The sequence below is a fragment of the Paenibacillus andongensis genome, from assembly GCF_025369935.1.
GTDB lineage: Bacteria > Bacillota > Bacilli > Paenibacillales > NBRC-103111 > Paenibacillus_E > Paenibacillus_E andongensis.
Window position 1 is genome coordinate 3,081,937 of sequence record NZ_CP104467.1, and the last position, 24,353, is coordinate 3,106,289.

The following is a 24,353-nucleotide window of genomic DNA, read 5'->3' on the forward strand; positions in this document are numbered from 1 at the left end:
AGGGAGAGACGAACATGAAGATGCCAATTGGAATGCGCATTCCGCCCAAGATCGGCGCTGAAGGGTTGGAGCGAGCTGCCGTATGGGCTGCCGGAGCGGGCTTGGACGTACTTGACGTTCCGCAATTGAATCGGGAAGTCAAACAAATCTGCGATAAGGCAGGAATCGGCATCGGTTCCGTGGATGCGGTACAGACCAGCTCGCTGTTAAGCAAAGATGAAGCCCGCCGGGAAGCCGCGGCGGGAGCGGTCAAGCAGCAGATGACGGAAATGGCTGCGCTTGGAGCGAAGATTATGTTCATGTGCCTTGTGCCAGAGGATCATACCATCCCGCGTCATGAGAGTTTCGCGATTTGGAAGGACACATTCCCGGAGCTTGTTCGCCACGCGGAGCGCCAAGGCGTTTATATAGCTATTGAGGGCTGGCCGGGACCGGCTCCTCACTATCCGACGATCGGCTGTACGCCGGAGATGTGGCGCGCCATGTTCGAGGCGATCCCATCCAAACATTTCGGCCTCAATTACGATCCGTCCCATATGGTAAGGCTTGGAATCGATTATTTGAGGGCATTGACCGAATTCGGCGAAAGAATTAACCATTGCCATGGCAAAGATACCGAAATATTGCATGACGAGTTATATGAATGCGGCGTCTTGCCGGCGACCTTCGGCGCCAAATACGGATTTTCCGAAGGATCTTGGCGGTATACGATTCCCGGTCACGGTGCGGTCGAATGGAGCAAGGTCGCCGTGAGACTAGATCGTCTGGGGTATCAAGGCGCCGTCAGCATTGAGCTTGAAGATCATCGCTTTTGGGGAACACTGGAGAAAGAGCAGGAAGGTATCGTTAAAGCAGTGGAGCATTTGGGTTTGTATTTCAAATAAGATCGGTAGAAGATCCACCTTCATATAAGCCTATCCCGTTCAGTTTGCAACTGTCGGAGTAGGCTTTTTGTCGTTGTGGTGCAGCATTCCATAATTTACTACGGCTTAATTTTTTGAAACACTTGAAGTTTTAACTAAGTTCCTCTATATTAGTTGATATATCAATGATTGATGAATCAACAATTGACTTATCAATAATTTTTCGGGAATAATTGGACTAAATTGTTGTATAAAGTACAACGTTGATACCCACTATAGTCGATATCCCCCCAAGAAGCTGCTGGTACGATTTAAGGAGGTATATTTTGCCCCATTCCGATGTCAACGAAACCGATTTATTTGATAAATTTCTGAGCCTCAATAAGCAAATAAGCACTAAATTTGAACGTTGTACGGGCATTAGTCCGTCGCGGCTTCGTCTCTTACATCAGCTTTATCAGGTTGATGAAATTAGTCAAACTACGCTGCAAAAAGAGGTTAACATTGACAGCGCAGCCGTTACGCGTCATTTAAAACAGCTGGAAGCAAGCGGAATAGTTTCACGGCGTATGAATCCTGACGATAATCGGGTCACTCTCGTACGTCTTACAGATCATGGACGAACAGAAATTATTTCTTTCAAGGAAGAAAAAGCACAATTCATTGCTCAGATGTTTAAAGATTTTAACGAAGAAGAGCGCAATAGGCTCTCAGATATGTTCCAACGCATGTTAACGAATATTAGCCAATACAGAGAGGAAAATACAAATGAATTACACAAAAACGAACGATTTTAAAGAAATCATTACAGGACGACGTTCAATAAAAAAGTACGACCCATCCGTCAAAATTAGTCGTGAAGAGATGACGGACATCCTGAAAGAAGCAACGCTCGCGCCTTCTTCCATAAATATGCAGCCTTGGCGATTCGTTGTTATCGAAAGCGCTGAAGGTAAAGCAGCACTCGCGCCGCTTGCTAAATTTAACCAAGTTCAAGTCGAAACATCATCCGCAGTCATTGCTGTATTTGGTGATTTAAACAATTCAGATTACGCCGATGAAATTTTCGGCAAGGCGGTCGAATTGGGCTATATGCCTTTAGAGGTAAAAGAAATGTCACTAGCTAAAATAAAACCACACTTCGCAGCTCTTGATCCGGTTGTAAATAAAGAAACAGTTCTTATTGATGCTGGTCTTGTATCTATGCAGCTGATGCTTGTAGCACGCGCGCATGGTTATGATACAAATCCAATCGGTGGTTTTGAAAAAGATAAAATTGCCGAAGCTTTTGGATTAGATAAAAATCGTTATGTTCCCGTTATGCTTATTTCAATCGGTAAAGCTGCTGATGGCGGTCATAAATCTGTACGTCTTCCAATCGACACCATCACTCAATGGAGCTAGTCACTACTTAATCGAAGAATGGAGGACCAACGTACAATGATTATTATTCATGCAGAATTCAAAGTTGATCCAGGCAAACACGAAGCATTTCTAAACGAGATTCAACCATTAATAGCCGCGTCGAGAGCTGAAGTTGGCAATATTTCATACGATTTGCTCAAAGATACAGAAATAGAAAATAAGTTTATCATGGTTGAAGTTTGGCAAGATCAAGCAGCAATTGCCAGTCATAATGCTAGTGATCATTTCACTTCTTTTGTTGGTCAAGCTGGGAATTTCCTGATCGCTCCCTTACAGGTAAAAGCCTATCATGGACAACCCGTATAAAACGAATGTTTCTAAATGCTAAATTAAAAAGGAGCTCAGGCCATGTTGTACAGCTGGCGAGCTCCTTTTTTTTCTGCTTCTTCAGTCTAACTTCTTGATCGAAACTTGATCGATTTGCAATGAAGTTAAACCCGGTGAATCCACATAAAATCCGATATCCAAGCTGCCATTCGTTACACTAACGGTTGCTTGAACTTGTTGATACCCTTTGGCTGGACTAATGTTCTTGTATAGGGTCTTTGCACCATAATCACTAAGCTCCATCCGGACTGTCGTTGGCTTATTTCCATATAACGTCTCTTTGACCCATGCGCTGACAGTATAAGATCCATTCGGAATTCCGGTTAATTTCTGATGAATACTTTGCTTATAGGCTTTGGTGTCCCAGAAATAGAGCTTGTAGTTACCTTTATACGCATCGTAGGAATCAACGCCGTACTTTGCTGTTTGACCTATTGGATGCCACTCCGACCAGCCTCGAATGTCACCGCTTTCAAAATCCCCATTTTGTATGAGCGAAGCGTCAATGTCGGCTAACCGATTCTTGTCGAGCACAAGACTATCCAAGTGAATCTCACCCGTATCTGATGCCGTACGCTCTATGGTTACTAGGTTCACACCCTTTTTCAAATGAATGCGATCATTCTGGTTCATCCATGACTGCCAAGCTGAAGTCGAACCAAATGTGACGCTCCTCGAAGGTTGAACCGCAATACCCTTATCATCGGTTACGCTTACATGAAGAGTGCTGCTTATTCCCGATGCATTCGCATAACGATAGGAGAGCGCATAGTCACCTTCTTCAGCTGCTTGGACGGCATAGACGATTTTCGCCCCGGTCCGATCCAACCCATCCACAAAACCGAATCCCTGATAACCCGCGTAATTATTGTTAAAATGCGTACCGCCAATCCAAGTAGCAACCTCAGCAGCATAATTCACCTTCGTGCCTTCAGGCTCAATTTTCACAACTTTTGATGCATGTTTCACAAGGTTCGGGCTGTAGGCAGTTAACTTGCCAAGGCTATTTCCTGTCCAGAGCTCGGTTGTATTTGCTGATTCCGTCAGTCCCAAATCTTTCAGATAATTGACCGAACGAGTAGCATTCCCATCGGATCGATTAAATAACCCGACAACCCAGCTGCCATCTGGTAATTGTCCAAGCCATTTTTCTGAATTCCTTGCCCCTGGATCGCTGCTAAATGAATGCCCATTATTATAGTAGGGTTTGCCTACGAACCCTTGATTATGGAGCTCAAGCATGTTCTTGTTTTTGTAAAAGCTGCCGGAATCGCCAATCGTGGAATATTGATCCGTGATTGCTATGGGTGAACCCGCCATGGTGAATAATTGAATGATGCTTTTGCGCTCTTCATCCGTTTTGAAAGTATTCATACGGATGAAATCCCCATCCAGAATCATATTAGAACCGCGGCCAGCGATGTCGGAAAATCCAGTGAATCCTTGGAAAGGGTTGGCCCACTGCGACCAGCCGTTCACCCAATGTTGACGTTGACCGCTTAAGTTTTCCCAACCGCCACGGGCGAGATCCTCATTGATACGGACCATATCACCATACGGCAGTTCGCCAGCTGCATGATTGTTCAAATGAGGCATAACGAGACTTAATTCCATCTCATCGCCGGCGGCTTCCTGCATCCATTTTAAGGCCGTCTGATAGTTCTTGGATCCATGATTAACCCCAATTGTCTTACCTTTATCTGTTCCAGTTTCATACCAAGACAGAAAATCAATTCGCAGGTAATGAACACCTAGCTGTTTGAAGTAATTCACATACCCTTGAATATACGCCTTCGCACCGGGCTTCGTAACATCTACCCAATACAAATCATCATTAAATTTATCAGCGGAGCTGGCAATGTCACTAATTTTGTAGTTCGTTCCGACAATTGTTTTCGTAGGATCTGCCGCGGCGCTCCGCGTTACCCACAACGGGTTATAGTAAACACCGAGTTTCATCCCTTTATTTTGAATGTAGGAAGACCAATAAGCCCAGTCATGCTGCCAGTTATCATTATGGGATACAATGTAACCGTTCTCATTTGTGCGTTGAGCACCCTCAATCCAGCCGTCGGAGGCTATCGTGTCATAGCCCGATGTTTTGTAATCGCTTGCAATCCAATCGATATTTTTCTTCCATTCTGCCTCGTTCATTGGAGCATTCCGTGTGTATTGATATTCATAAGTGCTCCAATAGAGGGGCCCAGTTCCATTTCTAGTAAATTGACTTTCCCTTGCTTCCGTCGTCTGAGTCCCTAAGGTCAGCATGAATAAGAGACTGGCGCAACCAAGCAACACTTTCGTGAATGATGTCATTGTCATGGTGGTCGTTCCTTTCTGTCAGTTGATCATGTTCACACCTTCATCATAACTGAAAGTTATCTGAGTGCCTATGACCTGTTTTAACCAATATATTTTAAGAGAAAGAGATACATGTCCGTGGCATTCCAAACTGTTTTGCATATTTTGAACATAAAGCTATTGATTTTACTTGAGAGATGGTGATATTTTTGAAGATTCGAAAAGCGATCATACCTGCTGCAGGTCTGGGCACGCGTTTCCTACCGGTGACCAAAGCTATACCCAAGGAAATGCTGCCTATCATAGATAAACCAACCATTCAATTTATCGTAGAAGAAGCGGTAGCTTCAGGCATTGAAGATATCATCATTGTGACTGGGAAAGGGAAGAAAGCGATCGAAGATCATTTCGATACCGCTTATGAACTGGAGAGCTATCTTAAAGAGCGTGAAAAGTTTGATCTTCTTGGGCGTGTGCAGGAGCCAACCCAGCTAGCAAACCTTCACTACATTCGCCAGAAAGAGCCTCTCGGACTAGGACATGCTATTTGGTGCGCTCGTTCATTCGTTGGAAATGAACCCTTTGCCGTGTTATTAGGAGATACATTTTTTGATGCAAAAACGCCTGCACTGGCACAATTAATCCAATATTATGATCGATATCAGAGGTCAATTATAGGTGTTCAGGAAGTAGAGGATCAATTCGTATCGAATTACGGAATTATAGAGGCTAAAATCCTGCAGGAAGGTTTTCATAGTGTATTAAACCTAATAGAAAAACCAGCTCTTCCCATGTCGCCGTCTAATTTGGCAATTCTGGGTCGTTACATTTTGACACCTCAGATCTTCGATATATTAGCCACTCAAAAGGCCGGCGTAGGGAAAGAAATTCAATTGACGGACGCACTGATTACATTGAACGAAATCGAAGCCATTTTTGCATGTGAGATAAAGGGGCAATGGCATGACATCGGAAACCATAGAGGATTTATTACTTCGATACTTTCTGAAGCGAACAAGAGAGCACATCTAAGGCCATGGCTTCGCGAGCACATAGAAAAAATGTTAAGAGAAACGGAGTGATAGATAAATGAAGCGTCTTAACATTGTGCAGGTCATTTCTAACTCCCCCAATGCACAGAAGCTGCCGCCAACGAATCAGGGAGGCACAGAAAAGATTGTCTATGAATTGACGGAAAATCTCGTGCGAAGAGGTCATCGGGTTACCTTATTTGCAGCTAGAGGGAGTCGAACAAGAGCTAAGCTTGTCCCGTTCCCAAAGGGTCTTCGTAACCAAGGAATAGCAAGGTATGTATTGAATAAGATGCCTCGAGATGTTGATGTTATTCATGATCATACGTTTAGATCTGTACTTGGTAGGCTCAATCACCGTATTCCGATCGTATGTACCGTACATCTCCCTGAAAAGCAGCGAGTAAAGAACCCTGTGTATGTTTCCAAACGAGCTAGAATGGTGATGGGCAAAAACCGTGGGCACTATGTCTATAACGGACTTAACCCAAGCGAGTATGAATTTAGTGATAAAAAGCGCAATTTCATGCTATTCATGGGACGTATTATGAGAGAGAAAGGTGTTCTCCAAGCCATTGAGATTGCGGAGAGAACGAAAAAAAAACTTATTATTGCTGGACCGATAAAAAATCATGCATTTTTTCGTAATGAAATAGCACCTCGTATCAAAAGAAATCCTAATATCCGTTTTGTAGGTCCTATTGGAGGAAAAAAGAAACAGAAGCTGCTCAAATATGCAAGTTGTTTGCTATTTCCGACGCTGTGGGAAGAGCCTTTCGGTCTAGTCATGATTGAGGCTATGGCCTGCGGCACACCTGTAATCGCTCTGAAACGTGGCGCGGTACCTGAAGTTATGGCGGGGTTTCCGCAATTCGTCTGTCGTTCTGTTAATGAGATGGTTGCTAAGGTAAAAGCAGGAAAATATCCGCCTCCGGCCGTACTTCGTCGTTATGTCATTCGTAGATTTACAACGTACCGAATGACAACCAAATACTTGAAAATATATCAAAAAGTAATGAAAAAGTAATCAGCAACAACCAGCACGCATTCCAAAGGGATGCGTGCTTTTTGCACGCTGTTGCCTATGGTTGAATATACTGCATTACAAATTCTGTTAACACCGTGGGAGGCTACGGGATGCGTAAATACACGGTTAAACGGGACCAACGCGATTTTCGGGATTATTTTTACCGAAGCATAAATTATATTAATGAATCGCAATTGCCCCGCAAAGTTGATTTGCGCAAGGAGCTGTCTCCTATCGTGAATCAGGGAAATTTAGGCTCTTGCACATCGAATGCCATAGTAAGCGGGCTGCGTGAGTATTGGCTTCGTCAAGAAAGAGATTCAACGATACGGCTTTCTCGCCTTTTTCATTATTGGCATGAGCGTAAATTAGAAGGTACGACGAATTGGGACTCTGGAGCAACTGTACGTGATGGCATGAAGGTGCTGCATAAAATAGGGGTATGTCCGGAAGCCGAATGGCCTTATCGTACAGCCAAATTTAAACAAAAGCCTGATGCTGAGGCGGAAGCTAATGCAGGAGCCTACCGTATCGAAGGGTATCATCGAATTCATGATTTGGCAGGGATCAAAGCGGCATTAGCGGATGGCCAGCCTGTTGTTTTCGGAATCTGGTTGTATCAATCCTTCGAAAGCCCACTGGTGGCAAAAACAGGGAGGATTCCTTACCCGAATCGAAAAAAAGAGCAAATGTTAGGCGGTCATGCCTTATTGGCCGTCGGTTATAAGGATGGTAAGCAGAAGGGTCAGGGAGTAGTCATCGTGCGGAATTCATGGGGAAAAGCATGGGGAGATCATGGCTATTGTTACATGCCCTATTCCTTTTTCAAAAACAACGTGATGACGTTTGATTATTGGACCGGTAAATAATCGACATCAGGGAGGTGCTGAATCTATGTTAAGTGTGGAAGATGCAAATAAAATCATTGCGTTCTTGTCTGCCGCTTATTTGGCAACCGAGGATGCAGAGGCAAGAGAAGAATTTCATCGATTGGCTAACGAGCTAAGGAAATCATCCGGTCAACCATTGGAGTAAATTGGAATCTCATCCGAAACGAGGGCGGCTTAAATGCCAAAAGAAAAGTTGATACTGCTCATATTAATTCTGTTTGTTTTACTTACTCTGATTTTCATCTGCGTATTCTAATTGAAGAAGAGGCCGGCTGCATAAGTTCTGCAGTCGACCTCTTTTTTGTTTTATTAACTAGAAGCCTTTGTACTGAGGTTCTTCATTTTCTAATTGCTGCACACGGGAGGCGACTTGATTTACGATGTCTTGCGTAGTAAGGGCCGCCGTTTCATACAACTGTTTGGCTTCTTGATTCTGCGTGCCTAGCGCAAATGTTTCTAAGCTTGCTTGCGCACTTTTAAGCGAGGCCAATGTTGTTTTTACTTGAGAAGCTACTGTCATGTTGTGCACCTCTTCTTTAAGATTTGTGTAGGATAGCAAACAAATTGATCGTTTTCAATTGATTGCGATCTTTAATATGCCCTAACTTTTCACCTGCACATATAACAATTTAATCCAATTAAGACTGATCATACTTGCTGCCTAAATAGCACATAATGAGGTTGTTTCGAGCTTTAGGGAGCGGAGGGAAAGCTTGTGGCAGATTGGGTGAGTATCGTAATCAGATCGTTTTTCGCACTAGTCTTTTTGTTTGTACTGACGCGAATTCTTGGTAAAAAACAAATATCTCAACTTACTTTTTTTGAATATGTTCTCGGAATAACGATTGGGGACTTGGCTGGGACTATTTCCACAGATGTGGATTTCAGATTCTGGCATGGGGTCATTGCTATTCTCGTCTGGGTTCTCATCCCTTTGACATTGGAAATTCTAACGCTCAGAAGTAAGACGCTACGGCTTTGGTTTGAAGGTGAAGGAACGGTTGTGATAAAAGATGGCAAAATTCTTGAAGACAATTTAAAAAAAGAACGTTACACGGGTGACGAGCTGTTGGCGCAGCTGCGAACCAAAAGTGTTTTTCGTATGGCAGATGTTGAATTCGCTATGCTTGAGGCTAGTGGGGATTTAAGTGTTCTGCTCAAAAGTGATCTCCAGCCTCTGACACCTAATCATTTGGGTATGAAGCTGAATATTGAGAAGCCTACGCAATCCGTCATCTTGGACGGTGTTATTCAAGATGAACCATTGGCCGCGGCGGGTCGAGGAAGAGGATGGCTACATAAAGAACTGGATAAGCTAGGTGTAACGAAAGAGAATGTGTTCCTCGCACAAGTAGACACGCATGGCGAATTAACGGTCGATCTGTACGATGATAAATTAAAAGTGCCTCAACTGAGTGAAAGGCCTGCATTATTAGCCACATTGAAGAAGTGTGAGGCGGATCTTGAACTATTTTCACTGACGACTTGTCATCCGCAAGCGAAGAAGATGTTCGAGGCATGCTCAGTGCAGTTAACCAAGGTCATTCAGGATCTGCGTTTGATTCTAAGAACTTAGAGCGTTTGAGGAACCAGGAGGGAAAACATGGCTAACAACAAGAAGAAGAATTTGACAATGACGCAGCAAGAATATCAGAAATTAGCGAAGAAGCAAGAACCAAAAAGACCCGTTCTAATCAATTGCCTTCGAGCCTTTCTCGTTGGTGGGACAATCTGTTTAATCGGTGAATGTTTCATGGAGATGTTCGTTAATTGGTTTGGTTTTACCGAAAAAACGGCAGGCAATCCAACAGTTGCCGTGATGATTATCATTTCCGTCATCCTGACGAGCTTTGGTGTGTACGATAAAATTGCCCAATGGGCCGGAGCGGGAAGCGCCGTTCCTGTAACTGGATTCGCTAATTCGCTTTGCTCAGCAGCTATTGAGCACCGGGCGGAAGGGCTCGTGCTTGGGGTAGGCGGTAATATGTTCAAGTTAGCTGGCTCCGTCATTGTATTCGGAACCGTTGCAGCCTTTTTTGTAGGTATCGTGCATCTTATCATTTCGGGTGGGGGTTGACCTTATGCTGAAGGGACATCAAAGCTGGGTCTTTGAGAATCGGCCCGTGATATTATCAACGGGGACTGTGGTAGGACCTGATGAAGGTCAAGGGCCTATTAGTGAAGATTTCGATATCGTCCACGGTGATTTGACCGTAGGTCAAAAGACGTGGGAAAAAGCCGAAAAGGCGCTGCTAGAGGAAGCTGCACAGCGAGCACTTGATAAGGCTGGGCTGGTTGGCGGCAGCATACAGTTCTATATTGGAGGCGATCTGATGAATCAGATTATCTCCAATACCTTCGCTGTGCGCACGCTGAATATGCCGTTTCTCGGCATATTCGGCGCTTGCTCCACATCGATGGAAGGGCTCGCGCTAGCCGCGCAGCTGGTGAACTCGGGAGCCGCCAACTACGTGATGGCCGGCACCTGCAGCCATAACTGTACGGCGGAGAAGCAGTTCCGTTATCCGACGGAATACGGATCGCAGAAGCCGCCGACAGCTCAGTACACAGTCACCGGCGCTGGGGTCGCTGTACTTGGCAAGACCGGTGAGGGTCCGGTCGTTACCTCGGCCACAATCGGACGGATTGTCGATATGGGCATCACCGATCCGTTTAATATGGGCGCTGCGATGGCGCCGGCAGCAGTAGACACCATTCAAACTCACTTCCGAGAATTGAATATTGAGCCTAGTTACTACGACCTAATCGTCACCGGTGATTTGGCAACCGTGGGTGTGAACATTGCGCGTGAATTATTTCATAAGCACAATTTTCCAATTGATCAAACGACATATGATGACTGCGGGTTGATCATTTATGATCGCGAGAAGCAGTCTGTCCAATCTGGAGGGAGCGGTTGTGGCTGCTCGGCCACCGTCACTTATGCTCATCTCCTTAAGCGCATAAAGAGTGGCGAATTGAAGCGAATCTTAGTCGTGGCGACTGGAGCTTTGCTTTCACCGCTTACTTTCCAACAAGGGGAAAGTATTCCTTGCATTGCACATGCTGTTTCAATTGAGTCTGGAGGGTTGTACGCATGAACTTTTTTTGGGCTTTTCTGATAGGCGGAGCCATCTGTGTATTGGGCCAACTTTTGATGGATGTGGGCAAGCTGACGCCCGCTCATACCATGAGCACACTTGTCGTGCTGGGCGCTATTGCAGACGGCTGTAATTTGTATGATCCTTTCATTGAATTTGCTGGTGCAGGTGCAACGGTTCCGATTACCAGCTTCGGCAATGCCTTGGTTCATGGGGCGTTAGAAGAACTTCATAAGGACGGCTATATTGGGATTATCACCGGTATTTTTAAAGTGACCAGCGCGGGGATATCCGCAGCGATCATTTTCTCCTTCATAGCTGCCGTATTTGTCAAACCCAAAGGATGAGATGAAGCTTATCAAGGGTTGTCTTAAAGACATATAGGAAGTTATACCTAAGTAGAGGCGTTAATTCGCTGTTTTTATAGATGAACCTAGATTATGCAGTTTAAAGATGGCTCCTGTATTCGTTGGGGGATCATCTTTTTTTCTGTTGCATTACAATGTTTCTTCAACTGGTCAGGATCATTCTGCCGCCGGAAGAAGCATAGACCATAGAAACAACATTTACACTAAAACTTAAAACAGGCTTCTACTATCTGACATTTGTCCATGCATTTCAAACGTCATTGAAATACAATAGTCTATCTTAATGCAGAAGGGAGTGAAGTGGAATGGGTTATGCTGCTGGGGGCTGTTATAGCGGTGGTTTGGGTACTAGTACGGCTGTTGTCTTGGTTCTTTTCATTCTTTTGGTTATTATTACCAGTACATTTGTATGGTAATTCATAACACACCTCAAGCTTTTTAAGAAACGGTAATAAGTGGAGGTTATAGGAATGTCCATTGACAATAATCGGCTAAAATCCCTTAAGGGCAAACATGTTTATGTTATGACACGCCAAGGGCAAGTTTTAGAGGGAATTTTGGATAAGAGCACGCGTGACAAAATCTATCTTCGTTCAAATGCCAATTCCGTAAGCACAAGTGCATTTATACCGTTCAGCCCATTCTTCAACCCAGTCACTCCACTTGTACTTTTTGATTTGTTAGCTATTGAGGAGTCCCCGTTTTTCTTCCGTAGGTCTCCGTTTTTCTTTTGGTAGTTCCGAGACTGAAATTGCTTGAAAGGAGTGACGACTATATGGGATACGCAACAGGAGCAGGATATGGCGGTAGCAGTTCAGCAGCAGTATTGGTTCTCTTTATTTTGTTGGTTATTATTACTATGACTTTTGCAATATAATACGCAGCAATAGAATATATTAATTTGAGATCCACAGCAGGCTGCTGCGGGTCTCTTTTTTTTGATTTTCATCGTATAGCACTTTGGATGGTTAAATTTAACAAATAAATTTAGAGGAATTACAAGTATACGGACGAAAAACTTTACTGTAAACTAGATTTACGCTCTTTTCCTATCATTTTTGAGGAATACGGACTTATGGAAGTATTTTCATCATAAATGGCAACGCAAACGCAATTTGTTAAGAAAAATGCAGCGAATGCTTAAGTCGTAAACTTTCTGAAACTTATCATATGCTTACGGCGTAAGTTTTCTTACGAAAACTCTAAGGAGGATCACACATGGAAACTGCCACCCATCATCATTTAGAAGTTCTAGCTAGATTGAAAGCGAATTTGGAATCATGCATTCTTGGCAAGAGCTCTGAGATTGAATTGCTGCTAACTGCGATGCTGGCTGGTGGGCATGTTTTACTTGAAGATGTGCCGGGTACAGGCAAGACTGTGTTGATTAAAGCGCTAGCTCGATCCATAGATGGTCAATTTCGCCGCATTCAATGCAATCCGGATCTATTACCTTCCGATATAACAGGTGTTTCTATATATCATCCCAAAGAAGAGAAGTTCCTGTTCCGTTCAGGACCGATTATGACGAACATTTTGCTTGTCGATGAAATTAATCGGGCAACAACCAAGACACAATCAGCTTTGCTGGAAGCAATGGAAGAACAACATATCACCGTCGATGGTGATATACACGAGCTTCCTTCACCATTTATGATGCTGGCAACCCAGAACCCGATTGACTTCGAAGGTACATATATTTTGCCTGAAGCGCAGCTTGATCGATTCATGATGAAGCTTAGTCTTGGTTATCCAAGTGAAGCCGCCGAGAAGCAGATGATTACGTCCCAAAGCAAAGTGCATCCGATGGAGGCACTGCAGGCGATCATGGATACATCTCAGGTGCTAGCCATCCAGGAACAGGTTCGTCATGTCCACTTGGATGAAGCAGTAGCCGATTATTTAGTGAACATAACAAGAAAAACACGTGATCATCAGGCCGTATTCCTCGGAGCTAGTCCTAGGGCAACGCTTTCCTTGGTTTTAGCTTCCAAATCCTTTGCATTCCTCCATGGAAGAGACTATGTGATTCCTGATGATATTAAATACCTTGCTCCATATGTTCTTGGTCATCGAATGATTCTTCATTCCGAAGCCCGTATGGACGGAGCCACGGTTTCTTCAGTTCTCGGCGCGATTTTCGAGCAAGTACGCGTGCCGGTACGATTGGAGAAGTGAGCCTATGAATCGACCGGTATTCAAACGATTCGGGGAACTTCCCCGGTTTCCGGCAGCTTTATGGCTACTTATTTCTTGTTTCACCGCTAGTTTATTGTTCCTGCTATTTCAAGGTGGGAAGCTGGCCTCTATGCTTTTTATCATTATCACTTTATTGTCGGCCTATTTACTTTCTGGCAACTGGAGTGGAATTAAACGTGCGCAAGGTTCACGCAAGCTTACAAATGTAGGGCAAGAAACGCAAATAGAAGCTGGGCAATCGCTGCAGATCGGTATTGGGGTGCAGATTCCGGGATTCTGGCCTATTCCTTATATGATGATTAAAGATCAGCTTATTCGACAGAATGGGGAAGAGACGATTTTCGAAGGCTCCATAGTTCCGGATTGGAAACGTAGAGGCGAATTGCTTTACAGTACACCTCCATTAAGAAGAGGGTATTATCGCTTTGGGACAACGGAGTGCCTAACCGAGGATATTTTTGGCTTCTTTCAGCATAAAGGACGATTAGAGCTTCAACAGCCAATCACTGTGTATCCACAAACGGTAGCTATACGGGAATGGGCACAATTTCATCAAATGCTTAAAGGCATGCAGCATCACTCTACAACGACGCGAGCACATCGTGAAACGACGCAAATTAATGGTGTCCGTGAATATATTTATGGGGACCGCTTATCACGTATACATTGGAATGCTACGGCAAAGACAGGTACATGGAAATCCAAAGAATTCGAGCGAGAATCCCTTCCCAAGACGATTATTTTATTGGATCGGAATGCCCGTGCTTATCGCGACGCTGCGGAATTTGAATTGGCGGTATCTGTTGCGGCTTCCTTATTTCGCTATGGAGCAAGTCGTGACTTGGCGCTTGGATTACTCTCGATTGGGAAGGAATCCTCTTACTTTGAGCCGAAGCAAAGTCAGAATCATCACAAGCAAATCATACAGCATTTGGTCGGTGTAGAGGCAGATGGTTATCACTCTCTTCACCAAATCATCAAGGAACGCTCAAGGGAATGGCCGGCAGGCTGCTTCTTTGTACTTATTTCTCCGCAAAAGGGCTCAGCGATGATACAGGTGATTCATCACCTGGAACATCTTCAGATGAATCCATGCCATATCTGGGTTCATACAAAGTCAAACCATACATTCAAACCGCAAGGAGCGGACATGGAAGGCAATCATGATGATTGGATAAAGGCGATTCGCTCGCAAGGTTATATGGGTTATGAGGTTAGTCAGTTGACGGACTTGCCTAACCTGTTGGGAGGGGCGAAACGTTATGCCTAACGTATTATGGAAAAGGATTTTACTGACAGATTGGTCACAGCGTGTCTCCGCAATGCTTACTGGTATTTACCTCTATCAATTTGTCATCTGGATCATGAAAGAGGATGGGCTTTGGTTGCCTGAAACGGTCGCCTTTGTGACAGGAACCCTCATAATTGTAGCGATTACTTACCTCATACCGCACTTGCATCGCAGCTGGCGTTCCTTGATTCAATTCGGTTTGATTATATGGCTGCACGGCATTGGCATGAACTATCATTTTGTGGCGGTTAAAGTGACCGCTTGGCAAGATGCGGTGAAATGGATTGCTCTGAATGCAGGGCAGCTGGAACCGTACATTTGGTTTAGTTTAATTGCGTGGATTACTTATTTATTTGCGATGTGGTCTATCCAATCGAGAATGCGCGTATTTGTCCTTATTTTTGTCAGTATTTTATTTTTTGCTATTCGTGATTCATTCAGTGTGATCTTTTTATGGCCGCAAGTTGCTATGATCATATTTTGCGGATTCTCACTATTGATGGTGCAGCATTTTAGTCAACTGAAGAGGCGTGCTCCGGTCATTTGGGAAACGATTACGGATTACCCTTCAACCCTTGTTGTTCCCGTTCTATTGATTGTTGGTATCACTTTTCTAGTTGGACTATTAGCCCCAACTGTGAATCCCATATTAACGGATCCTTACACGGCTTGGAAAGTAAGCCGTGGTGAAGCTGTTCCTCTACTTGGTAAAGGAATCAGCGTCACGTCATCTTCGAACGCCGATGCTTCTTCCGGCTATAGTCGGGATGACAGCCGGCTTGGCGGCGGTTTTCGGTATGATTACACGCCGGTTATGACCGTTGAAACGAGTAAGAGGACCTATTTCCGAGGCGAAACGAGATCGCTATATAACGGAAAAGGCTGGGAGCTTAGCCCCGTGGAGCGTAAATTGCCAGTTAATCGTGTGAATGGTAATCCGCTGCCGCTAGATCCGCGATTTGATTTGTCACTTTTGAAAACCAAAGAAGTGACCCAAACGATTGTCATGGATAGAGAGGAAGTATTTCCCGTTTTATTTGGGGGATTCGCCATCCAGAAGATTGTTGAAGTGAATAAAGGTGAGAATCCGTTTCAACGCTTGATATGGTCTCCGCGACAGTCCGAACTGCGTTATGTAGGAAGAAATAATTATCCTAAAGATTACACAATCGTTACCCAGGAACCTATCCTGGAAGAAGCATTATTGCGAGAAGTCAAATCAGACTATACGAATAAATTGGAGTGGGCAGAGTATCTACAAGTGCCTGCCGACCTTCCTGAACGTGTGAAGCAGCTAGCTGTTGAAATTACCAAGGCAGCGACGAATCCTTATGACAAAGCGAAAGCCATCGAGAAGTATTTATCCGATCATTATCCGTATACGAATACGCCAGATGAAAGCAAGGGCAAGAGCAAGGATTTCGTAGACCGCTTCTTATTTGAAGTGAAGCAAGGGTATTGTGATTATTACTCATCGTCTATGGCTGTACTCGCTCGTTCTATTGGGCTTCCAACTCGTTGGGTGAAAGGTTATTCATCGGGAACCTCACCGATTCCCGCGGAAATTAGGGATTTAGGGATTCTGAGTCAATTGGGTTCTGAAATCGATGTGAATGGCGCAGGTACCTATACAGTTAGAAATTCGGACGCGCATTCTTGGGTTGAAGTGTACTTTGAAGGCTTTGGCTGGATCCCCTTTGAACCGACCTCAGGCTTCAAACTGCCGACTGTGTTCCCGGAGCAAACACCGCCACCTGTTGACCTATCAACGGGAAGTGACCCTGTTACTTTGCCTGACGAAACGAAAGCAGCTCCGAGCTTTACTTGGTTGTGGTTGACATTAAGTGGTATAGTAGCTGCCGCGCTAGTTGCATTCGTACTATTCTTTATTTTAAAAAGCGACTACTGGAGAGCATGGCGAACAAACAGGAAGAAAAAGCAAGCCGTTAATTTTAATCAGAAAATCATCGTTGAATTCGAAAAACTGCTGCGGCTAAGCCGTCGCAAGGGCTACACGAGACATGAGCACGAAACCGTGCGAGAAGCGACGACAAGGTGGTCGAACCAAAGCAAGTGGATGAAAAAAGAGCTGGAAACAGTACTCGAACTGTTTGAGCGCGCGAAGTACAGTCAGCAGAATTCCACTGAAGTCGACTATCAGACTGTTAGTCAATCTATTATTCGATTAAAAGAACAAATGAAATAGGACAAAGAAGCCACTCACCTTTCGAGGTGGTGGTTTTCCTATGAGAGGAGATTATTATTTTATGGCTTTTATCGACTGTCATTTTTATTCAGATTCCCTTGGTGTTTCAGCATCTACGTATGTCATTTTGCCGCAAGCGGCTCAAAATCAAATCGGGTTGGCATCTGCGGTTTATGGGAGTAAGCATCCTACGCTATATCTGCTGCATGGCTTATCTGATGATCATACCATTTGGATGCGAAGAACCTCGATTGAACGGTATGCTTCGCAGTTGGGGATAGCAGTAGTCATGCCTGCCGTCAATCGCAGCTTTTATACCGATATGGCGTTCGGGCCGAAATACTGGACGTTTATTAGTGAAGAATTGCCTGCTTTAGCAAGATCATTTTTCCCGCTAGCTGAGGAAAGAGAAATGAATTATGTGGCAGGCTTGTCCATGGGTGGCTATGGCGCAATGAAACTTGCACTTTCACATCCGGATCGGTTTGCAGCAGCGGCAAGCTTATCTGGGGCATTAGATATATCGTATCGGGCAACGAATTTCCCTGACGATTTCAAACTGATTTATGAAGATGTGTCCAAGATTAAAGGCAGCGAGAATGATTTGTTTTATTTGGCAGAGCAGATGTCAGGCGCGACTAAACATTCCCCTAGGCTCTATCAATGCTGCGGTACGGAAGACTTCCTTTATGAAGATAATATTCGTTTCCGAGATTACTGCCGCGAATTGGGCTTGGATCTGACCTACGAAGAAGAGCCAGGCGAACATGAGTGGGGCTATTGGGATCGTAAAATTCAAAACGTATTGAATTGGCTGCCGCTTCCAGCCCGTTCCTAGTGGGAAAATATGTTCTTTTCTTTTTGCAACAAGTGGATCACTATGGTATAGTCACGTATATAATATAGGGATCTTTGAACGTAGCTCGTAGTTCTAGGTCTCTCCACTTTGCGAGGAAGCAGTTGGAGGTAATTTGTTTGCTGAAAAAGCTAGTGCCCAGACAGTCTGTACATACGATCTATGATATTGATGCCAATCACCTATGGGGATTTGGTGTTCGTGGTATTATAACAGATCTCGATAATACACTCGTAGGCGCACGAGATCCTCATGCGACTCCAGAGTTAATAGAGTGGTTGAATCGTTTGCAAAAAATGGGGTTCAAGGTCGTCATCGTGTCCAATAATAATCATGGACGGGTTTCAGCCTTTGCTGAGCCGCTTGGTATTCCTTTCATTCACCGAGCCAAGAAACCAACGAACGTTTCATTCCATAGAGCCATGAAGCTGCTTGGTACGAATGCTAGACAAACAGCTGTCATTGGTGATCAAATGTTAACAGACGTTCTCGGAGGCAATCGGATGGGGCTATACACGATCCTTGTTCAACCCATTTCAATTAAGGATGAGGGTTTTTTCACGAAGATCAATCGCCGTATTGAGAAATGGGCTTTAGCAAGGATGAAGAAATAGGAGGATTCATGAGTACAGAAACGATTAATCATTGTGCGGGATGCGGCGTATTGCTGCAAACGGAAAAAAAGGGCAAGCTGGGCTATATCCCGGCTGAAGCGATGCAGAAGGAACCGATTATTTGTCAACGCTGCTATCGCATTAAGCATTATAATGAATCTTCGAGTATCACACTGCAGCAGGACGACTTCCTTAAATTACTAGGGCATGTCGGTCAAACAAAAGCGCTAGTTGTGAAAATCGTAGATATTTTTGACTTTGAAGGCAGTATGATTAGCGGTCTTGCACGCTTTGTGGGTACGAATCCTGTTCTGTTAGTCGTAAACAAGATTGATTTGTTGCCTAAAGTGACGAACGCAAACAAGATCATTAACTGGGTACAGCGCAGAGCCAAAGAGGAGAACCTCAAGGTTGTTGATATCGTCCTTTGCAGCGCGAAGAAAAACATCGGCTTCGATCGTGTTATTACAGCTGTACAGGAATATCGCGGCAACATGGATGTTTATGTAGTTGGTGCAACGAATGTCGGTAAATCAACGCTCATTAATCGGTTAATCAGTGATTATAGTGATCTGGAGTCGGAGCTTACGACATCACAATACCCTGGTACAACGCTGGATCTGGTCAAAATCCCGCTGGATGATGGTCGGTTTATTGTGGATACACCAGGAATCGTGCACACGCATCGTTTAACTGAAGTTGTGAAAAAGCGTGATTTAGCTAGAATCATGCCGGACAAACCGCTGAAGCCGATGGTGTTTCAATTAAATGCAGCGCAAACGTTATTTTTTGGCGCCCTAGCTCGATTTGATTTTATTAGCGGAGAACATCAATCATTCACTTGCTACACGTCTAATGCCATTCAAATTCATCGTACAAAGCTGGAAAAGGCTGATGATTTATATGAAGAACATAGAGGTGTCATGCTTGTGCCACCTAATCTTGCGGACTTGGACGAGCTGCCTAAGCTTGTGAAGCATCCGCTGCATATTCCGAAGGGGAAGCAGATGGATGTGCTGATCTCTGGTTTAGGCTGGATTAAAGTGAACAGCTTAGCTGGAGCTCAGCTTGCCGTTCATGCGCCGAAGGGGATTAAGGTTATCACGCGTGAGTCGTTGATTTAGGGGGACAAGAGGAGAACATGGAGAAACTGGTGACGAGCATCGACAGTCATACCATTCTATTTGGGGTTTTCGGAGATCCAATACGGCATTCCCGTTCCCCGATTATGTTGAATCGGGCTTTTCAGGAAGCAGGTATTAACGCAGTTTATGCTGCTTTCCACGTTCGTCCTGAAGAACTTGGGGATGCAGTTCGCGGGATAAGGGCATTGGGATATCGAGGTATCAACGTAACGATTCCGCATAAAGTGGAGGTTATGCAGTACTTGGATGAAATCGATGAAGGGGCTAGGATCGTTGGGGCGGTGAATACCATCGTTCATGAAGCTGGCAAGCTCATCGGTTACAATACGGACGGTATTGGCTATGTGCGATCACTCAAGGAAGAGACAGGTATTGAACTGAAAGGGAAAAGCGTTCTTCTCCTTGGGGCTGGTGGAGCTGCCAGAGGCGTTGCCTATGCGCTTGCCAAAGAAGGAGCTCGCCGTATCTACATCGCGAATCGTACCAAAGAACGCGCCTTGGAGCTTGCCAACACAATCAATGCTTACACGGAGGCGATTGGACTTGGCATGGACGAGTTAGGACCTGTTGTAGATGAGGTCCAATTCGTTCTGAATACTACTTCGGCCGGTATGCATCCTCATGTAGATGAAGTGCCATTACCGATTGAACTTCTACGTTCGCATCATCTGGTCAGCGATCTCATTTATAATCCGCGAATTACAAGATTTCTTCGTGAAGCGGAAGCAAGAGGAGCCCGCATACATGGCGGACTCGGTATGTTTATTTATCAAGGTGCTTTTGCCTTTGAATATTGGACTGGCACCCCTGCGCCCGTTGCGGCGATGAGACAGGTGGTAGAACAGTCGTTAGCTGAATAAGAATGAATAGAGGGACATCCATGTTAACAGGCAAACAGAAACGTTATTTGCGCTCAATGGCGCACCATTTAGATCCGATTTTCCAAGTAGGAAAAGGCGGCGTAAACGATCATTTAATCCGTCATATTCAAGAAGCTTTGGAAGTTCGTGAATTAATTAAAATTACTGTGCTCAACAACAGTGGAGAAGACCGCGACGAGGTCGGTACTGAATTATCCGAAAAGTCTGGTGCAGAGCTCGTGCAGGTTATTGGTAAAATCGTCGTGCTTTACAAAGAATCGCGTGACAAGAAGAAGATTGAACTGCCGCGCTAAAGAGGTGGAAGTATGCTTGTCGGAATAATGGGTGGCACCTTCGATCCTATTCACAGCGGTCATCTGATCGCGGCGGAAAGAGCGAGGGTGGAAGCAGATCTCGCGGAAGTGTGGTTGATGCCGGCAAATGTGCCGCCGCATAAGCCAAATGCACCGAAAGCAACGACGAAGCAGCGATGGGAGATGGTTTGCCTTGCTGCGGAAGGCAACCCTTTTTTTCGTCCAGTTGATATCGAAATCAGCAAAGGCGGCGTATCTTATAGTATCGATACGATTGAGCTGCTCTGCAAAGAATATCCAGGTACGGAATTTGCTTATATTATAGGTGCGGATATGGTTCAATATTTGCCGCAGTGGCATCGCATTGATGACATCGTGCGGCATATTCGCTTTATCGGATTAGCTAGACCTGGTTATGAACTTGATTTGTCTCAAATGCCTATTAATATTCGTAATCGTGTAACAATTGTACCGATGCCGCTTGTTGAAATTTCGTCAACAGCTATTCGAAAGGAACGGCTAATGAAAGGTTCTGTCCGTTACCTTGTCCCAGACTCGGTGAATCGTTATATGGAGGTGAACCGGTTGTATGAATCGTGAAGAACTGATAACGGCGGTAAAGGAACAAATGCCTGAACGCCGCTGGCTGCATACACTCGGTGTCATGGAAACTAGCGTCATTTTGGCGAAGCGCTTTGGTGGAGACCCGATCAAAGCCGACCTTGCGGCTATTTTGCACGATTATTGCAAGTATTGGCCCGTTCAGGAGCAAGCTAAGATTATCCGCGATAACGGATTGCCCCAGGACTTACTGGACTATGAGAAGGAGCTGTGGCATTCGCATGCTGGAGCTTATATCGCTAAGGAGCAATTTGGCATCCAGGATGAGGAGATCCTAGATGCCATCCGATATCACACCTCCGGCCGTGTTCAGATGACTTTAATGGACAAAATCGTATGCTTAGCGGATTATATGGAGCCTGGACGTGATTTTCCGGGTGTTGATCTCATTCGCGAACTCGCTGAGCGAAGCCTAGAGAAGGCGCTGGTCGCCGGTTTTGATTCTACAATTAGCTTTTTAATTGCCAAAGGAAAACGGATTTATCCACTTACTATTTTGACTCGAAACGATTTGATTACACAAATAAACACTTAAATCTTGGAGGATGATTGAATGAGTAAAAACCCAGAAGAAATTTTGGCTTTTGTTGTTGAGGCTGCTGAAGATAAAAAAGCGGCAGATGTGGTAACCCTGAACTTGAAAGGCGTATCTTTAATCGCCGATTATTTCGTTATTTGTCACGGGAATTCCGAAACACAAGTGCAAGCGATTGCCGGCGAAGCTAGAAAGAAAGCGCATGAGCACGGCGTTACTATCAGAGGCTACGAAGGTATTGATACAGCAAGATGGGTTCTGCTTGATCTAGGGGACGTTGTTCTACATGTTTTCCACCGCGATGATCGTGAATACTATAATATCGAAAGACTTTGGTCCGATGCCAAAGTTGTGGAGCGCGTATGAGAATGGAAGCAGGATCCCTTGTTACCCTAGAAGTAGCGAGGGAAGTTCCTCCTAACGGTTATTTCTTAACTGACGGCCAGCAGGATGTACTTCTGCCTTATGCGGAAATCGTAGGCAAGATTGCGCCCGGTGAACGTGTTGAAGCCTTCTTGTTCCACGATACGCAGGACCGATTGATGGCTACGATGAAACGTCCTCTTCTTCTCATGGGCGAAGTAGGACTCCTGGAAGTCGTAGATATTCATCCTAGATTTGGATATTTCCTGGAAATGGGCCTGGGTCGCAACCTATTGCTTCCCTACCGACATGTACCGGAGCTTGAGGAACTGCGTCCTCAAGTAGGGGATAAGGTATTTGCCATATTAGCTCACGATCGGCAAGGACGTTTAATTGCTAAGCTGGCTCTGGAGGAGGACCTGGCTCCTCTTTGCGTTCGTGCACCCTCGAGTTGGAGTAATCAGTGGGTCAAAGCACGTGTGTACAGACCGCTGCAAATTGGTACCTTTGTCATTTGCGAAGCCGGAGTCCTTGGCTATGGTGTTATTGGACTTATTGCTGCTCCTGAACGGACACGCTTGCTGCGTGTAGGTGAGTTGGTTGAAGTACGGGTCGCATTCGTGCGTGAAGAGGATGGACGGGTCAATCTATCGATGCGACTCCGGAAAGAAAAAGGGATCGATGAAGATTCGGAGCGCATTTTGAGTGTCCTCCAAGAACGGCCGGGGAATGCGATGCCATTTTCGGATAAAACGTCGGCTGATATTATCAAAGATCGATTTGGCCTCAGTAAAGCGGCTTTCAAACGCGCATTAGGCAAGCTTATGAAGGACGGGCTCATTTATCAAGAGGATGATTGGACCTATCTGAAGCAAGAGGAGACGCAAGGTTAACATGAGTTACGAAAAATTCGCGTACACCTATGATCGCTTGATGAATAGCATGCCATATGAAGATTGGCTTCGTTTCGTGAAAGAAAGCTTCGAACGATTTGGTATGCAACCATCTACGATTGTTGATCTGGGCTGTGGTACCGGGAATTTGACGATTCCTTTAGCCAAGGAAGGGTACCAGCTGACAGGTATTGATTTATCTGAAGATATGCTGGCAGTTGCCGAGCAAAAAACGGGAGAGTACAAAAGTCAACTGCGCGGTGGAGCCATTCATTGGGTACAACAGGATCTACGTGAGTGGGACCTCGGTGAACAAGTGGATGTCGCGCTTTCGATCTGTGATAGTCTCAACTATTTGTTAGAAGAAGAAGATATCGTGGACGCTTTCCGTCAAACCTTTGAGGGGCTTAAGCCAGGCGGTCTTTTCCTTTTTGATGTGCATACACCTGAGCAGTTGTTCGCTTATGCAGACTCTCAGCCCTTTTTCTTGAATGAAGACGATGTTGCCTACATATGGACAAGCGAGTTGAATGAAGAAAGAGTGCAGATTGAGCACGAGTTGACCATATTTGTCAAAGATAGCGGCTTGAATACGTTCCGACGCATCGATGAAACTCATCAGCAGCGAGCTTATTCTTTGCAATGGCTTAAGGACACGCTGCTTACTGTCGGTTTCACAGAGGTGCATATGGCTTCTGATTTTACTTGGGATGAACCTACCTCTATGACAGAGCGAGCTTTCTTTATTGCAAAGAAATAACGTCAATGAAGTCCATTGCGGCTTGACAGTGCGGCATTATTTTACATATAATCAAAGCTAATTAGATTGTTAAAGCTTAGAAGAGGATTAGTAACTTGTACAGCATCTCTCAGAGAGCCGGATGTAGGGTGGAAGCCGGTAGATGTCAGTCTTGTGAACTCGCCTTGGAGCTAGAAGGTGAATCGCCATTTAAAGCGGAGAGACTTTGAGTTACACTTAAAGATCCCTATAAATAGTGCTAGCCGGATCGTCTCACCCGCGTTAAGGGGAAGAGTGAACACGGGCAAAGAATGCCTTGTGTTAACTAGGGTGGTACCACGGGAATCTAACCTCTCGTCCCTAGCGATATCCGCTAGCGATGAG

29 protein-coding genes and 1 other annotated feature are annotated in these 24,353 nt (G+C 44.9%); of the genes, 27 read left to right on the forward strand and 2 right to left on the reverse strand.

Annotation, left to right across the window (positions count from 1 at the left end; translation table 11 throughout):
- Positions 1 to 14: 14 nt before the first annotated feature.
- The 4 genes from NYR53_RS13455 (at position 15) to NYR53_RS13470 (ending at position 2,594) form a co-directional block, all read left to right on the forward strand.
- Positions 15 to 884 carry a sugar phosphate isomerase/epimerase family protein gene (locus NYR53_RS13455; RefSeq protein WP_261305645.1) on the forward strand — a complete coding sequence of 290 codons (870 nt, stop codon included), beginning with the start codon at positions 15 to 17 and terminating at the stop codon, positions 882 to 884.
- A gap of 305 nt (positions 885 to 1,189) precedes the next feature.
- On the forward strand, positions 1,190 to 1,660 hold the full coding sequence (locus NYR53_RS13460) for a MarR family winged helix-turn-helix transcriptional regulator (RefSeq protein ID WP_261305646.1): 471 nt from the start codon (positions 1,190 to 1,192) through the stop codon (positions 1,658 to 1,660).
- Positions 1,632 to 2,267, forward strand: coding sequence for a nitroreductase family protein (locus NYR53_RS13465; RefSeq protein ID WP_261305647.1), 636 nt, complete (start codon positions 1,632 to 1,634; stop codon positions 2,265 to 2,267). Before NYR53_RS13460 ends, NYR53_RS13465 begins: the two co-directional genes overlap by 29 nt.
- Before the next feature lie 36 nt (positions 2,268 to 2,303).
- Positions 2,304 to 2,594, forward strand: coding sequence for a putative quinol monooxygenase (locus NYR53_RS13470; RefSeq protein WP_261305648.1), 291 nt, complete (start codon positions 2,304 to 2,306; stop codon positions 2,592 to 2,594).
- A gap of 81 nt (positions 2,595 to 2,675) precedes the next feature.
- Here the strand turns inward: NYR53_RS13470 and NYR53_RS13475 are convergent, their stop codons facing one another.
- On the reverse strand, positions 2,676 to 4,937 hold the full coding sequence (locus tag NYR53_RS13475) for a carbohydrate-binding protein (protein WP_261305649.1): 2,262 nt from the start codon (positions 4,935 to 4,937) through the stop codon (positions 2,676 to 2,678).
- Between the two features lie 188 nt (positions 4,938 to 5,125).
- Here NYR53_RS13475 and galU point away from each other — a divergent pair, with 188 nt between their 5' ends.
- The 4 genes from galU to NYR53_RS13495 all read left to right on the forward strand — a co-directional run bounded on the left by galU (position 5,126) and on the right by NYR53_RS13495 (position 8,009).
- Positions 5,126 to 5,998, forward strand: coding sequence for a UTP--glucose-1-phosphate uridylyltransferase GalU (gene galU, locus NYR53_RS13480; RefSeq protein ID WP_290429009.1), 873 nt, complete (start codon positions 5,126 to 5,128; stop codon positions 5,996 to 5,998).
- A 7-nt stretch (positions 5,999 to 6,005) separates the two neighbouring features.
- The gene (locus tag NYR53_RS13485; protein ID WP_261305651.1) at positions 6,006 to 6,974 is read left to right on the forward strand and encodes a glycosyltransferase; all 969 of its coding nucleotides are present in this window, start codon (positions 6,006 to 6,008) and stop codon (positions 6,972 to 6,974) included.
- A gap of 110 nt (positions 6,975 to 7,084) precedes the next feature.
- Complete coding sequence (locus NYR53_RS13490; RefSeq protein ID WP_261305652.1) at positions 7,085 to 7,843, forward strand: C1 family peptidase; 759 nt, start codon at positions 7,085 to 7,087, stop codon at positions 7,841 to 7,843.
- Positions 7,844 to 7,868: 25 nt separating this feature from the next.
- Positions 7,869 to 8,009, forward strand: coding sequence for a hypothetical protein (locus NYR53_RS13495; RefSeq protein WP_047672235.1), 141 nt, complete (start codon positions 7,869 to 7,871; stop codon positions 8,007 to 8,009).
- A gap of 168 nt (positions 8,010 to 8,177) precedes the next feature.
- On the opposite strand, the gene NYR53_RS13500 is transcribed toward NYR53_RS13495, so the two are convergent.
- Entirely contained in the window at positions 8,178 to 8,384 is a 207-nt protein-coding gene (locus NYR53_RS13500) for a DUF1657 domain-containing protein (RefSeq protein ID WP_029193580.1), read from the reverse strand.
- 195 nt (positions 8,385 to 8,579) lie between these two features.
- Between NYR53_RS13500 and NYR53_RS13505 the strand changes: the two genes are divergently transcribed.
- The 19 genes from NYR53_RS13505 (at position 8,580) to NYR53_RS13595 (ending at position 23,990) form a co-directional block, all read left to right on the forward strand.
- Positions 8,580 to 9,440 (forward strand): DUF421 domain-containing protein, encoded by an 861-nt coding sequence (locus NYR53_RS13505; RefSeq protein WP_261305653.1) that lies wholly within the window; start codon positions 8,580 to 8,582, stop codon positions 9,438 to 9,440.
- Positions 9,441 to 9,467: 27 nt separating this feature from the next.
- On the forward strand, positions 9,468 to 9,941 hold the full coding sequence (spoVAC, locus tag NYR53_RS13510; RefSeq protein ID WP_261305654.1) for a stage V sporulation protein AC: 474 nt from the start codon (positions 9,468 to 9,470) through the stop codon (positions 9,939 to 9,941).
- Between the two features lie 4 nt (positions 9,942 to 9,945).
- Entirely contained in the window at positions 9,946 to 10,965 is a 1,020-nt protein-coding gene (gene spoVAD, locus NYR53_RS13515; protein WP_261305655.1) for a stage V sporulation protein AD, read from the forward strand.
- Positions 10,962 to 11,312 carry a stage V sporulation protein AE gene (gene spoVAE / locus NYR53_RS13520; RefSeq protein WP_029193575.1) on the forward strand — a complete coding sequence of 117 codons (351 nt, stop codon included), beginning with the start codon at positions 10,962 to 10,964 and terminating at the stop codon, positions 11,310 to 11,312. The genes spoVAD and spoVAE overlap by 4 nt, the downstream gene beginning before the upstream one ends.
- A 326-nt stretch (positions 11,313 to 11,638) precedes the next feature.
- Positions 11,639 to 11,749, forward strand: a complete 111-nt coding sequence (locus NYR53_RS13525) for a sporulation protein YjcZ (protein ID WP_205516540.1) — start codon at positions 11,639 to 11,641, stop codon at positions 11,747 to 11,749.
- A 359-nt stretch (positions 11,750 to 12,108) separates the two neighbouring features.
- A complete protein-coding gene (locus tag NYR53_RS13530; RefSeq protein ID WP_261305656.1) occupies positions 12,109 to 12,210 on the forward strand; it encodes a YjcZ family sporulation protein in 102 nt (33 codons plus the stop codon).
- A gap of 341 nt (positions 12,211 to 12,551) precedes the next feature.
- A complete protein-coding gene (locus NYR53_RS13535) occupies positions 12,552 to 13,511 on the forward strand; it encodes an AAA family ATPase (RefSeq protein WP_261305657.1) in 960 nt (319 codons plus the stop codon).
- Positions 13,512 to 13,515: 4 nt separating this feature from the next.
- The gene (locus NYR53_RS13540; protein WP_261305658.1) at positions 13,516 to 14,802 is read left to right on the forward strand and encodes a DUF58 domain-containing protein; all 1,287 of its coding nucleotides are present in this window, start codon (positions 13,516 to 13,518) and stop codon (positions 14,800 to 14,802) included.
- Positions 14,795 to 17,029 (forward strand): transglutaminase TgpA family protein, encoded by a 2,235-nt coding sequence (locus tag NYR53_RS13545; RefSeq protein WP_261305659.1) that lies wholly within the window; start codon positions 14,795 to 14,797, stop codon positions 17,027 to 17,029. Before NYR53_RS13540 ends, NYR53_RS13545 begins: the two co-directional genes overlap by 8 nt.
- 61 nt (positions 17,030 to 17,090) lie before the next feature.
- Positions 17,091 to 17,867: an alpha/beta hydrolase gene (locus NYR53_RS13550; RefSeq protein ID WP_261306360.1), complete on the forward strand. Its 777-nt coding sequence runs from the start codon at positions 17,091 to 17,093 to the stop codon at positions 17,865 to 17,867.
- A gap of 137 nt (positions 17,868 to 18,004) precedes the next feature.
- Positions 18,005 to 18,499 carry a YqeG family HAD IIIA-type phosphatase gene (locus tag NYR53_RS13555; RefSeq protein WP_171643686.1) on the forward strand — a complete coding sequence of 165 codons (495 nt, stop codon included), beginning with the start codon at positions 18,005 to 18,007 and terminating at the stop codon, positions 18,497 to 18,499.
- An 8-nt stretch (positions 18,500 to 18,507) separates the two neighbouring features.
- On the forward strand, positions 18,508 to 19,623 hold the full coding sequence (gene yqeH, locus NYR53_RS13560) for a ribosome biogenesis GTPase YqeH (RefSeq protein WP_261305660.1): 1,116 nt from the start codon (positions 18,508 to 18,510) through the stop codon (positions 19,621 to 19,623).
- A 17-nt stretch (positions 19,624 to 19,640) separates the two neighbouring features.
- Complete coding sequence (gene aroE / locus NYR53_RS13565; RefSeq protein WP_261305661.1) at positions 19,641 to 20,504, forward strand: shikimate dehydrogenase; 864 nt, start codon at positions 19,641 to 19,643, stop codon at positions 20,502 to 20,504.
- Positions 20,505 to 20,524: 20 nt separating this feature from the next.
- Positions 20,525 to 20,818: a ribosome assembly RNA-binding protein YhbY gene (gene yhbY, locus NYR53_RS13570; RefSeq protein ID WP_029193567.1), complete on the forward strand. Its 294-nt coding sequence runs from the start codon at positions 20,525 to 20,527 to the stop codon at positions 20,816 to 20,818.
- A gap of 12 nt (positions 20,819 to 20,830) precedes the next feature.
- Positions 20,831 to 21,418, forward strand: coding sequence for a nicotinate-nucleotide adenylyltransferase (locus NYR53_RS13575; protein ID WP_261305662.1), 588 nt, complete (start codon positions 20,831 to 20,833; stop codon positions 21,416 to 21,418).
- Positions 21,408 to 21,974: a bis(5'-nucleosyl)-tetraphosphatase (symmetrical) YqeK gene (gene yqeK / locus NYR53_RS13580; protein ID WP_261305663.1), complete on the forward strand. Its 567-nt coding sequence runs from the start codon at positions 21,408 to 21,410 to the stop codon at positions 21,972 to 21,974. Before NYR53_RS13575 ends, yqeK begins: the two co-directional genes overlap by 11 nt.
- Before the next feature lie 18 nt (positions 21,975 to 21,992).
- Positions 21,993 to 22,340 carry a ribosome silencing factor gene (rsfS, locus tag NYR53_RS13585; RefSeq protein WP_261305664.1) on the forward strand — a complete coding sequence of 116 codons (348 nt, stop codon included), beginning with the start codon at positions 21,993 to 21,995 and terminating at the stop codon, positions 22,338 to 22,340.
- A complete protein-coding gene (locus NYR53_RS13590) occupies positions 22,337 to 23,230 on the forward strand; it encodes a CvfB family protein (RefSeq protein WP_261305665.1) in 894 nt (297 codons plus the stop codon). Before rsfS ends, NYR53_RS13590 begins: the two co-directional genes overlap by 4 nt.
- Position 23,231: 1 nt before the next feature.
- Positions 23,232 to 23,990 carry a class I SAM-dependent DNA methyltransferase gene (locus tag NYR53_RS13595; protein ID WP_261305666.1) on the forward strand — a complete coding sequence of 253 codons (759 nt, stop codon included), beginning with the start codon at positions 23,232 to 23,234 and terminating at the stop codon, positions 23,988 to 23,990.
- 68 nt (positions 23,991 to 24,058) lie between these two features.
- Positions 24,059 to 24,334: a binding site (T-box leader), on the forward strand.
- Positions 24,335 to 24,353: the final 19 nt, after the last annotated feature.

Bases quoted from the DNA above. Each gene is read 5' to 3' on its own strand.
- NYR53_RS13455 (WP_261305645.1), top strand. From the start codon at position 15: ATGAAGATGCCAATTGGAATGCGCATTCCGCCCAAGATCGGCGCTGAA.
- NYR53_RS13465 (WP_261305647.1), top strand. From the start codon at position 1,632: ATGAATTACACAAAAACGAACGATTTTAAAGAAATCATTACAGGACGA.
- NYR53_RS13470 (WP_261305648.1), top strand. From the start codon at position 2,304: ATGATTATTATTCATGCAGAATTCAAAGTTGATCCAGGCAAACACGAA.
- NYR53_RS13475 (WP_261305649.1), bottom strand. From the start codon at position 4,937: ATGACAATGACATCATTCACGAAAGTGTTGCTTGGTTGCGCCAGTCTC.
- NYR53_RS13485 (WP_261305651.1), top strand. From the start codon at position 6,006: ATGAAGCGTCTTAACATTGTGCAGGTCATTTCTAACTCCCCCAATGCA.
- NYR53_RS13490 (WP_261305652.1), top strand. From the start codon at position 7,085: ATGCGTAAATACACGGTTAAACGGGACCAACGCGATTTTCGGGATTAT.
- NYR53_RS13495 (WP_047672235.1), top strand. From the start codon at position 7,869: ATGTTAAGTGTGGAAGATGCAAATAAAATCATTGCGTTCTTGTCTGCC.
- NYR53_RS13500 (WP_029193580.1), bottom strand. From the start codon at position 8,384: ATGACAGTAGCTTCTCAAGTAAAAACAACATTGGCCTCGCTTAAAAGT.
- spoVAC (WP_261305654.1), top strand. From the start codon at position 9,468: ATGGCTAACAACAAGAAGAAGAATTTGACAATGACGCAGCAAGAATAT.
- spoVAD (WP_261305655.1), top strand. From the start codon at position 9,946: ATGCTGAAGGGACATCAAAGCTGGGTCTTTGAGAATCGGCCCGTGATA.
- spoVAE (WP_029193575.1), top strand. From the start codon at position 10,962: ATGAACTTTTTTTGGGCTTTTCTGATAGGCGGAGCCATCTGTGTATTG.
- NYR53_RS13525 (WP_205516540.1), top strand. From the start codon at position 11,639: ATGGGTTATGCTGCTGGGGGCTGTTATAGCGGTGGTTTGGGTACTAGT.
- NYR53_RS13530 (WP_261305656.1), top strand. From the start codon at position 12,109: ATGGGATACGCAACAGGAGCAGGATATGGCGGTAGCAGTTCAGCAGCA.
- NYR53_RS13535 (WP_261305657.1), top strand. From the start codon at position 12,552: ATGGAAACTGCCACCCATCATCATTTAGAAGTTCTAGCTAGATTGAAA.
- NYR53_RS13540 (WP_261305658.1), top strand. From the start codon at position 13,516: ATGAATCGACCGGTATTCAAACGATTCGGGGAACTTCCCCGGTTTCCG.
- NYR53_RS13545 (WP_261305659.1), top strand. From the start codon at position 14,795: ATGCCTAACGTATTATGGAAAAGGATTTTACTGACAGATTGGTCACAG.
- NYR53_RS13550 (WP_261306360.1), top strand. From the start codon at position 17,091: ATGGCTTTTATCGACTGTCATTTTTATTCAGATTCCCTTGGTGTTTCA.
- yqeH (WP_261305660.1), top strand. From the start codon at position 18,508: ATGAGTACAGAAACGATTAATCATTGTGCGGGATGCGGCGTATTGCTG.
- aroE (WP_261305661.1), top strand. From the start codon at position 19,641: ATGGAGAAACTGGTGACGAGCATCGACAGTCATACCATTCTATTTGGG.
- yhbY (WP_029193567.1), top strand. From the start codon at position 20,525: ATGTTAACAGGCAAACAGAAACGTTATTTGCGCTCAATGGCGCACCAT.
- NYR53_RS13575 (WP_261305662.1), top strand. From the start codon at position 20,831: ATGCTTGTCGGAATAATGGGTGGCACCTTCGATCCTATTCACAGCGGT.
- yqeK (WP_261305663.1), top strand. From the start codon at position 21,408: ATGAATCGTGAAGAACTGATAACGGCGGTAAAGGAACAAATGCCTGAA.
- rsfS (WP_261305664.1), top strand. From the start codon at position 21,993: ATGAGTAAAAACCCAGAAGAAATTTTGGCTTTTGTTGTTGAGGCTGCT.
- NYR53_RS13590 (WP_261305665.1), top strand. From the start codon at position 22,337: ATGAGAATGGAAGCAGGATCCCTTGTTACCCTAGAAGTAGCGAGGGAA.
- NYR53_RS13595 (WP_261305666.1), top strand. From the start codon at position 23,232: ATGAGTTACGAAAAATTCGCGTACACCTATGATCGCTTGATGAATAGC.